The organism is Microcoleus sp. BM001215392 (assembly GCF_036700185.1).
Classification (GTDB): Bacteria; Cyanobacteriota; Cyanobacteriia; order Cyanobacteriales; family Microcoleaceae; genus Microcoleus.
The window spans coordinates 3210-13420 of sequence record NZ_JAUBOJ010000197.1 but is presented as its reverse complement, the minus strand read 5'-3'; the positions used below and the strand labels follow the sequence as shown (position 1 = coordinate 13420).

Genomic DNA, 10211 nt, shown 5'->3' with positions numbered 1-10211 from the left:
AAGCATATGTAGGGTGCTACTGCTATAAGAAAGCTAAGCATATGTAGGGTGCGCAATGCGCACCCTACTGCTATAAGAAAGCGCATCTAAGCATATGTAGGGTGCTACTGCTATAAGAAAGCTAAGCATATGTAGGGTGCGCATTGCGCACCCTACTGCTATAAGAAAGTTCTTTGAGTTCAAACGATTAGGAAAAAACAACGTTTATAGTGAGGAATGCGAGTCCGCATCCAAGCATATGTAGCGCAAGGCGCACGGCCGTGCGCAATGCGCACCCTACTGAATTAATAAGCACTGCCAACTGCAAACTGACTAATATGAATGATGATGATTTAAACGAATTAATAGATGCTTTTACCGCAGAAACCCAAGAGTTTCTCCAGTCAATGGAAACTCACCTGCTGGCGATGGAAGGTGCAGATTTGAAAGGGCGACAAGCGGCTGTTAAAGAAATGTTTCGGGCGGCTCACTCGATTAAAGGTGCGGGTTCAATGTTGGGCTTTCAAGACGTGTCGGCGGGGGCTCACACGCTGGAGGACTGTTTTGTCATTTTGCGCGATCGCACGGACTTGTCGGCCCTGGAACCGACCACTGTAACTGTTTTGCTGCAAGGGGTGGATGCTCTCAAAAAGATAGCGGCCGAAGCAATTCACCACTCGGATGTCAGCACTCCCGATCAAAGGTCAAACTTGGAGGCGATCGCCCAAATTCACGCTCAGTTCGAGGCCAAGTACGGCAAGCCCGGGCCGCCACCAGTCCCCGCCGTCAGTCGATCGGCAGCCCCGGAAACCCTAAAACTGATTTTTGAACACGAATTGCCGCCAATCTTCAATCGCCTAGAAACCGAGCTTTCGCAAGCTTCGGAGGCAGATTTAGCCAAAAGCGTCACCGCCCTCAACCAGGTTTATTACCAACTCTCCGGCTTGGCTGGAATGCTGCAATTGCCGGATTTTGGCAAAGTCGCTGAACCGCTGAGAGATTTGATCGACTCTCCAGATTTGACTTTAGAACGGTTACAGTCGGATGGTTGGGCGATCGCCCAGTCGTTGCAAACCGCCCGAAGGCAGCTATTAGACGGAAGGGCGATCCTCTTCGAGGGCTGCGCTAACGAACTCCCCCAAACCTCCCCCCCACCCGCAGAAAACGCACCAGAAATATCAGAAACCCCCTCATTCTCTACTCCCCCTCTCTCCCCCTCTCCCCCTCTCCCCAACCCGCAAAGACCGACAATCCGCGTAGACTTAGAACGCTTAACAGAATTGGTAAATCTAGTCGGAGAATTAGTCATCAACCGTACAAATTTGGAACTTCAAGAATCCGAATTGCGCGGCGAAGTCAAGCGAATTCGCCGCAGTATCGTAGATTTAAATCAATTCGGCGGCCAGTTGCGAGAAGAATACGACAGACTGAGCTTTGCAGACTGGAAAGGAGGAAACGGTCATTCCGGATTAGGAAAACTTGCAGGATCTGAAACAGAATTTCCACTGATTGTTAACGGCAAATCCTCGATCGCCCATTCTCACTTCGATATCCTAGAGATGGATCGCTATACAGAGTTCCACTCAACCGCGGCAGAAGTGATCGAAACCGCCGAAGCAATTTCACAATCCGCCACCAAATTAGACACCTTAGCAATGAAATTCGAGCGCAGTACCGACCAACTGCGCCGCATCACCGAACAACTGCGCAGCCGCGTCATGCAGTTGCGAGTCGTGAGTTTTAGTCGCGCCGTAGACCACCTACCAAGAGCACTTCGAGATATGTGCCTCACCTACGATAAAGATGTCAACTTGCTGTTAGTGGGAAGGGATACCAAAATTGACGAAAGTTTGCTCGACGCTTTGCGCGATCCCTTAGTACACTTAGTCAGAAATGCCTTCGATCACGGCATCGAAATGCCCGAAGTTCGGCAAGCCAGCGGCAAGCCAGCCAGCGGTCAAATAGAAATCGAAGCCCGCCACCAAGGCGGCCAAACAATTATTACTGTCGCCGATGACGGTAAAGGTATTGACCCGGAAATCATTCGCCGCAAAATTGTTAAAAAGGCTTTAGCGACGGAAGAACAAGCCCAAGAATATTCGATTTCCGAACTCTATGATTTTCTATTTTGGCCGGGTTTCAGCACTGTCGAAGAAGTGAGCGATCTTTCCGGGCGGGGAGTCGGACTCGACGTGGTGCGAACAAATTTGCGGACTGTGCGAGGCACTGTGAAGGTAGATTCTCGCCTGGGAAAAGGCACGAGTTTTATCATTAAACTGCCGCTGTTGCTGTCGATTACTGAGGCTTTGATGGTGAAGACCGATCGCAATAAAATAGCAGTACCGCTAGATGCAGTCGAAGAAATTCTGCACATCAAAGCCTCCGAAGTGCACACCGCCGGCAATCAGCCGATGCTGTGGTGGCGGGATGAATTTATTCGATTGGTGAGGATGCAAGATTTGCTCGAATACAGCGTTCTCGGCCCCGATGCCCCTTCTCCAGACCCTTTGAGTCAAGATCACATTCCCGTCTTAGTTTTGGCTTCTAGCGAAGGAATGCTGGCGGTGGCCGTGGAACGCCTCATCGGCCAGCAGGAAATTGTGGTTAAACCTTTGCCGCCACCTCTCTCGAAGCCTCGCGGGGTTTTGGGGAGTACGATTTTGGGAGACGGGCTGGTGGTGACTATTTTGGATGTGGATGATTTGGTGGGTCAACCTTTATCCAATAGTTCGATCGCCCCCGTATCCAGTAAAGTGTCGCAGATACCTACTTCGAGTCAGTCACCGCAGATTTTGGTAGTGGACGATTCCTATACAATTCGGCAGTTGCTGTCTCTGATGCTAACTCGTGCGCGTTATCGGGTGGTGCAAGCTAAAGACGGCTTGGATGCCCTAGAAAAGCTGCAAAATGGTCTAGATTGCAGTTTGGCGATTGTGGATATTGAAATGCCCCGGATGGATGGATTTGAATTATTGCGATCGATGCGATCGACCCAGCGGTTTGCTAAGATTCCCGTAGCCATGCTGACATCCCGCAGCGGCGAAAAACACCGGAAAATGGCAATGGAATTAGGCGCCAATCAATATTTTACCAAACCTTACAGCGAAGCCCAACTTTTAGAAGCCATCCCCAAACTAATCAAAAATTAAATCAGTAGTCATTAGTCATTAGTTATTAGTTATTAGTTGTTAGTTATTAGGAATACTTTGAGCTTTTTGATTGGCCAATTACAATTACCAATTACCAATTACCAATTACCAATTACCAATCCCCCAATCTAAAATCCAAAATCTAAAATCTAAAATCGCATGACTCACACGAATTACAATCGCCGCTTTCGCAGCAAGAAACAAGGCGCTGGCAGAACTCCTCCTCGAAAACTTCTTTCCTTTGAGCTGGGAAATGTTAACTATGCAGTACCTATAGAAAAAGTGCAGCGCGTTGTCAAAGACTTTAATCCCTATGGTTTTTTAGATAGCGGCCAAAGTTTAGTGCGGCACCAAGAAGAACTAATTACCCTGATTAATTTATCTAAAATATTTCCCAGCAGTCGGAGTATTGCTGACTGCAACTACCTGATTGTTTGCACGTTCAATCAGAGCGATCGGTTGGGAATTCCCATTCCTGATATGCCGAAGATTTTGGAAATTGCCGAAGAAAGCTTCTGTGAAATTCCCGAACTGTACCGCAAACAGCAACTACCTGCGGTAATAGAAAAGTTGATTCGCGCCCCCGACGGTTCCGAAGTTTTTTATCTGAATTTGGCTCTATTTAGCCAAACCTAATATCTAGCAATTTTCAGTCATCATCCAAACGAGGAAGCCCAAAATTTGCTCAACCGGAAGCAGAGAATAATCAGTAAGATCGATAGATACGCATTGCTCTTCTAGTTTAAGAAACCGCCAAACTGTACCGCTAGTTACGGTTCCGTAAATAGTCGATATCGGCTGTTGCTTTTGTTGGTTAAAACGTTGAGCGGCAACCATTTCTGCAAGGCATTGCCCCAAACCTAGTTTAAGGTCTTCTTTCTTGGCTGCCACCAAGACAACCGCAGGGGCTTTAATAAATAGTTGTTCCGGGGAACGACTTAGGAGAAAGTCCACATACCCTGTGAGTTCAGCCTCCGGTTCTACATTGAATTCTTCGCCGGAAAAAACGCTAATCTGCCCTTGAAGCTGCCGTTTGACTTCCAGCAACACAGGATTGATAATCCCCTCAGAACGAGCTTTTTCACTGCTGACCGCGATCGCCCAGGGAATCGTTTCTTTAAGAGTATCCCGAAGTAAAGGACTAGGAGTGACTGGCGCAATTTCTGGTAAGAAACGCGCGCCTTCAACGATCGTAAGATTGAAATCCTCTACAGCTTTGCTGAGAGTAAATTTACTGTAAGGCATCGGTTAATTATTTTAAATCGCATACCGTAACAATTTTGAGTGAAATCAGGAATGTTTTATTTTTGGCTTAATATACTCGATTGAGTGTACGATCTTTACAGAGAATTTGCTGTAAATTGTATTCTTGCAAGCAAGAAGTTATTTATTTATGAAAAAAATCACAATACTGTCGATCGCCCTGCTAATTTTTGCCGCCACTCTAGAATATCCCAAGGTGGGGCTGCAACGGCAGGCGATCGGGCAAACACCAACAAGTCAACCACAAACACCTCAACCACCAATAATCCAACCACAAATACCCCAACCACCAACACTCCAACCACCGACAACTCAACCACCAACACCCCAACCACCAACACCCCAACCAAAAGCAGAAGATCCCAAAAAGCTCGGCTACGTCTCTCCAGAATTTGCCGAAAGGTTCTCCCAGCAACAAATTGACCAAATCAACGCCAACGTCGAAACCCTCCTGTTAACTCAAAGCTGCGCCCGGTGCGACCTCCGAGCCGTAAAATTAGTTAACCTGCGCTTAAAAAATGCGATCGTCACAGGAGCAGATTTCTCAGACGCCAACCTCAGCGGTAGCCGCTTCGAGATATCAGATTTTGTCAACACCAATATGGCTCGCACAGATTTAAGCGGCGCCGAATTAATCGGAGCGAGAATCAGCAACACCAACCTCCGAAAAGCCAACTTGACAGGAACCAATTTAGACGGTGCAGACTTGCGATTTTCCGACCTCAGAGACGCCAACCTGTCAAATGCGAACCTGCGGAATGCTAATATAGATGGCGCTAGTATCGATCGAGCCAGCATGGCCGGCACCACAATGCCCGACGGCAGAAAAAATCAATAAAGTAAGGTGCGCCATAAGCACCCTACTCAAACAGCCAGAAACCTCTGAACCACCTCATCGCTCAACTCCCTAGTGCTTCCAGAAGCCACAATGCCACCTTTCTGCATAGCATAATACCAATCAGCTTGCCGCACAAAATGCAAATGCTGCTCCACCAACAAAACCGAAATTCCCCGAGTCGCAACCACCCGACGCACCGCAGCCTCAATATCCAAAATAATCGACGGTTGAATCCCCTCCGTCGGTTCATCCAAAACCAGCAATTTCGGCTCACCCATCAAAGCCCTAGCAATCGCCAACTGTTGCTGCTGTCCCCCGCTCAAATCGCCCCCCATGCGATCGAGCATAGTCTTCAAAACCGGAAATAACTCAAAAATCTCATCAGGAACTTCAGGATTTTTCGTCATAGTTTGTTTCGCTTCCAAACCTAACAATAGATTTTCTTTCACAGTCAAACGCGGAATAATTTCGCGCCCTTGAGGCACGTAACCAATCCCCAACTTAGCCCGCTGGTGAGTCAACTTAGAAGCAATAGATTGTCCGCCAAAAGCAATAGTCCCGCTGCGCGGTTGCAGCAACCCCATAATCGTTTTTAGCATAGTAGTTTTGCCCACACCATTGCGGCCGATCAAGCAAACCATTTGCCCCGCATTAACACTTAAATCGACACCCCGCAAAATGTGACTTTCGCCGTAATAAACATTCAAATCAGAAACTTGCAGCATATGTTTGATAATTAGTAATTAGTAATCGGTAATCCGTTACATCCGTTACATCCCGTACACGGCTTCGTTGCCGAACTTCTTACTCTTCAGGTTTTCCCAAATATACCTCAATTACGCGATCGTCATTTTGCACCTCATCCATCGTTCCCTCACACAAAACCGCACCCTGATGCAGCACCGTCACCTTTTGAGCAATTTGCCGCACAAACTCCATATCGTGTTCAATCACCAACACCGAATGACTTTCGGCCAGCGAAACCAGCAAATCTCCAGTTAAAACCGTTTCCTCATCAGTCAAACCCGCCACAGGTTCATCCACCAACAACAAATCAGGAGACTGCGCCACCAACATCCCAATTTCCAGCCATTGCTTCTCCCCGTGAGAAAGCAAACCAGCCGAAAGATCAGCTTTATTCACCAAACCAATTGTTTCTAACAACCCAGAAACTGTACGTTTTTCAGCAACAGGAGCAGGCTTAAACAAAGTGGGAAAGACATTTTTATCTCGGTTGCAAGATAGTTCCAAATTTTCGCGCGGCGTTAAATTCAAGTAAACTCGCGGCGTTTGAAACTTGCGGCCAATACCCAGACGAGCAATCTGATATTCCGACAATTTGCGCAAATTTTTTCCCTTAAATAACACACGCCCTTCTGTCGGCTGCACCTTCCCGGTAATTGAATCGAGAAAAGTTGTTTTCCCCGCACCGTTGGGCCCAATAATCACTCGCAGTTCGCCCGCATCCATACTAAAATTTAAACCGTTGATGGCTTTAAAGCCATCAAAGCTAACAGTCAAATTTTCTATTTCTAATACTTTTCCATTCATAATTAGCAGTTAACTCACTAATGAATAAAAACCGATCGCCTTTTGAACTTCCTGGTCAGGTGCGTCAGCCAATAGTCTCTGGATACGCCCAAAAATCTGCTAGCTGACTCACGCTACAGCCAGTTTATTCTAAGTTAAAACTGCTAGAACTGCTCGGAATTGCAGTTGGCATTGCAGCCATAATTCGCTCAGCCAACTTCGAGAGCGGCAGACTTTGCAAATACACTTTACCAGGCCCCGTTAGCTTGACCAAAAACAAACCTTCGCCGCCAAACAAAGCATTTCTAAACCCGCCCACAAACTGAATATCGTAATCTACAGTCGGCGCAAACGCGACCAAACAACCAGTGTCCGCCCGCAACACTTCGCCAACTCCCAAATTTTTCTCAACTATTGTTCCTCCCGCATGAACAAAAGCTAGCCCGTCACCCTGTAATTTTTGCAGGATAAAGCCTTCTCCGCCAAAGAAACCGGCACCCAGCCGCTTGGTGAAAGCTACCTCAATTTCAATCCCGTTAGCCGCACAGAGAAATGAGTCTTTTTGACACAAAAATTTACCGCCAAGTTTGCCTAAATCAAGGGGAATTACTTTACCCGGATACGGGGCGGCAAAAGCTACCTTGGCCTTGCGATTTCCGCTGTTGACAAAGGTGGTAATGAAAAAACCCGCTCCTGTCAGCATCCGTTTGAAACCTTGAAATAGGCCGCCGCCTGTGGATGTTTGCATTTGGATGTCGCCTTCCATGTATGTCATGGTTCCAGCTTCGGCCCTGACGCCTTCTTTGGGGTCGAGTTCAATCTCGATGAGCTGCAAATCGTCGCCGTAGATTTTGTAGTCAATAATATCTGCCATATGTTTCCCTAAAGTTAAATAACTGAGTATTTTACTACAAAATCTTTACTGGATAATCCGCAATCATAGGCTAGATAATTAATTTAGCACTCAATGTTCAAGTTCTTCTTTTTCGTGCTGCACTTCGGGGTCTTGTTCTAGGCTGGGGTAAGTAGATGCGTACTTCGGTTTTCTGAACAAGCGGCGGATGTGTTCAAAATCATGATTTTGCAGCCATCCGACTAAGCCGTCTGGCAAGACTGTGACTACTATTAAGAATAGCGCGCCTTGGAAAAACAGCCAGAATTCTGGAAATTGTTCGCTCAAGAAACTTTTGCCAAAGTTGACTAGCAATGCTCCCAAGATTGCTCCGGATAATGTGGCGCGACCTCCGACTGCTACCCAAATTACAATTTCAATTGAAAATGCAATATCCATCGCTTTCGGCGAAATAATTCCAGTTTGTACGGTGAATAATCCGCCTGCTATTCCGGCTAAACCGGCGGATATGGCAAATACTAAAACTTTGTATCCTGTGGGATTGTAGCCGGAGAAACGCAGCCGCACTTCGTCGTCGCGAATTGCTAGTAGCAAGCGTCCGAAACGCCCGCTTGTCAGCCAGCGGCACAGGGCGTATGTTGCTGCTAGAAATAGTACGGTGAGAATGTAGAAAATATATTGAGTATCTCTGCTGTTGACTGTGGCTCCAAACAGGGTTTTAAAGTCGGTGAGTCCGTTGGTGCCGTTAATCAGTTTTTGCTGGCCGTTAAAGAAGTTGAAAAATACAATTGTTGCTGCTTGGGTGAGAATTGAAAAGTAAACGCCTCGAATGCGATTGCGGAATACTAAGTAACCTAAAAGTCCGCCCAAGATGGCGGGGATGAGGAATATTGCAACGACTGAGAAGGGAAATGAATAGAATGGTTGCCAAAACCAAGGTAGTTCGGTGACGCCGTAGAGGCTCATAAATTCGGGTAGTTGACTGCTGGCGTTTGCGGGAATTTGCAGTTTTAGGTGCATGGCGAATGCGTAGCCGCCGATCGCAAAAAATACGCCGTGTCCCAGACTGAGCAAACCCGTGTATCCCCAGATTAAGTCTATACCGAGGGCTGCAATCGCTAGTGCTAAAAATCGGCCTAATTGGTTGAGACGAGCGTCAGGAAGTATCCCTGGGACGATCGCGATCGCAATTAGGGCGATCGCTCCGACAATTGCCACTTCTTTTAGCAGAGCCTTTTGGTGTGTGTTCTTCATTTTTTGGGCGCTCAAAGCTGTAGTTGTTAATTCTCAACAGTCCGTCCTTTTTGCGGAAAAATTCCGCCCGGCTTCACTTGCAGAAAAGCCATAATTAAGGCGAATACCATAACTTTTGCCATGCTGGTAGTGGCGAAAAATGTGAAAAAATCAGCTAATGGCTTGACAGGAGCGAACATTAATGCTAGTGTTCCCGAACCTATGAGATAATTTGCAGTGCCGATCGCCATTGCAGCAACTACACTCCCCATAATCTTGCCCACACCGCCCACAACCACCACCATAAAGGTATCGACTATATAATTTTGTCCGGTATTTGACCCTACCGAACCAATCAAACTAATCGCGCAGCCAGCGACACCAGCCAACCCCGAACCCAAAGCAAAAGTCAGCGCATCTACTTGTTCGGTAGGAATTCCCAAACAAGCGCTCATGCTGCGATTTTGCGTCACAGCCCGAATCCGCAATCCCCACACAGACTTTTGCAAAAATACGTAAATTCCCGCCAAACAAATGCCTGTCAGCGCAATAATAAAAAGTCGGGCGTAGGGTAATTGAAAAGTTCCCAGCGGGATACCGCCGCGCAACCATGCAGGCGCTGTCACATCAACGTTTTGAGAACCAAACCAAGGTTGAGTTACTGCTAGTTTGTAAGTTTCCCCTAAAAATGCGCTCACCGCCCAGGAAATAGCCAAAGATAAAGGTAAAATTATGGCGGTAAATGTGCTGCGAGTGCGATCGAAATCCGATCGCCGTTTCAGCACCTGCAAGCCGCCAAAAAACAGCAAACAAAACACCGCAATTCCCGTTACCAGCACCCAACTGACGCTGCGGACAAACTGCTGTAAAATCAAACTTACGCCCCACGTCGCCAGCAGAGTTTCTAGCGGCCGCCCGTAGAGATGGCGAATCACCCCTCGTTCGAGGATTAATCCTACCAGTGCAGCCACTAAAAAAGCTAGAGGAATCGCAAATAAAATATAAGTTTCAAAGGCAAATCCTCCGATACCTTTAAAGACATTCTGCACTACAAAAGTTGTATAAGCCCCCAACATCATCAACTCGCCGTGAGCCATATTAATCACGCCCATCAGCCCAAAAATAATTGCTAATCCCAAGGCTGCAATCAGCAAAACAGCGCCGATGCTAATGCCGTTAAATAAACCGTCCAATATCGCCACTTGTTTTCCTCCTATTTTTATCTAATATTTAAGGTAGAGGCAGGTTTTACTTACATTAGGACTTACACAAACACTCTACTTGTAGGGTGCGCACTGCGCACAGATGCTACTACTTGTAGGGTGCGCACTGCGCACAGATGCTACTACTTGTAGGGTGCGCACTG

9 protein-coding genes are annotated in these 10211 nt (G+C 47.0%); 3 read left to right on the top strand and 6 right to left on the bottom strand.

The window, feature by feature from the left end; all coding sequences use genetic code 11:
• The first annotated feature begins 317 nt into the window (after positions 1–317).
• Both QT974_RS20065 and QT974_RS20060 read left to right on the top strand, forming a co-directional pair.
• Positions 318–3128 (top strand): hybrid sensor histidine kinase/response regulator, encoded by a 2811-nt coding sequence (locus QT974_RS20065; protein ID WP_333470186.1) that lies wholly within the window; start codon positions 318–320, stop codon positions 3126–3128.
• 159 nt (positions 3129–3287) lie between these two features.
• Positions 3288–3764 (top strand): chemotaxis protein CheW, encoded by a 477-nt coding sequence (locus QT974_RS20060; RefSeq protein WP_333470185.1) that lies wholly within the window; start codon positions 3288–3290, stop codon positions 3762–3764.
• Positions 3765–3767: 3 nt separating this feature from the next.
• Here QT974_RS20060 and QT974_RS20055 read toward each other — a convergent pair whose 3' ends face one another.
• Positions 3768–4373, bottom strand: coding sequence for a hypothetical protein (locus QT974_RS20055; RefSeq protein WP_333470184.1), 606 nt, complete (start codon positions 4371–4373; stop codon positions 3768–3770).
• Positions 4374–4521: 148 nt separating this feature from the next.
• On the opposite strand from QT974_RS20055, the gene QT974_RS20050 reads away from it, so the two are divergent.
• Complete coding sequence (locus QT974_RS20050; protein WP_333470183.1) at positions 4522–5229, top strand: pentapeptide repeat-containing protein; 708 nt, start codon at positions 4522–4524, stop codon at positions 5227–5229.
• Positions 5230–5255: 26 nt separating this feature from the next.
• Here QT974_RS20050 and urtE read toward each other — a convergent pair whose 3' ends face one another.
• The 5 genes from urtE to QT974_RS20025 form a co-directional block, all read right to left on the bottom strand.
• Positions 5256–5954 (bottom strand): urea ABC transporter ATP-binding subunit UrtE, encoded by a 699-nt coding sequence (gene urtE / locus QT974_RS20045; RefSeq protein WP_333470182.1) that lies wholly within the window; start codon positions 5952–5954, stop codon positions 5256–5258.
• Between the two features lie 79 nt (positions 5955–6033).
• Complete coding sequence (gene urtD / locus QT974_RS20040; RefSeq protein WP_333470181.1) at positions 6034–6780, bottom strand: urea ABC transporter ATP-binding protein UrtD; 747 nt, start codon at positions 6778–6780, stop codon at positions 6034–6036.
• A gap of 124 nt (positions 6781–6904) precedes the next feature.
• Positions 6905–7633: a TIGR00266 family protein gene (locus QT974_RS20035; RefSeq protein ID WP_333470180.1), complete on the bottom strand. Its 729-nt coding sequence runs from the start codon at positions 7631–7633 to the stop codon at positions 6905–6907.
• A gap of 90 nt (positions 7634–7723) precedes the next feature.
• Positions 7724–8866 carry an urea ABC transporter permease subunit UrtC gene (gene urtC / locus QT974_RS20030; RefSeq protein WP_333470179.1) on the bottom strand — a complete coding sequence of 381 codons (1143 nt, stop codon included), beginning with the start codon at positions 8864–8866 and terminating at the stop codon, positions 7724–7726.
• A gap of 26 nt (positions 8867–8892) precedes the next feature.
• Complete coding sequence (locus QT974_RS20025; protein WP_333470178.1) at positions 8893–10047, bottom strand: ABC transporter permease; 1155 nt, start codon at positions 10045–10047, stop codon at positions 8893–8895.
• Between the last annotated feature and the right edge of the window lie 164 nt (positions 10048–10211).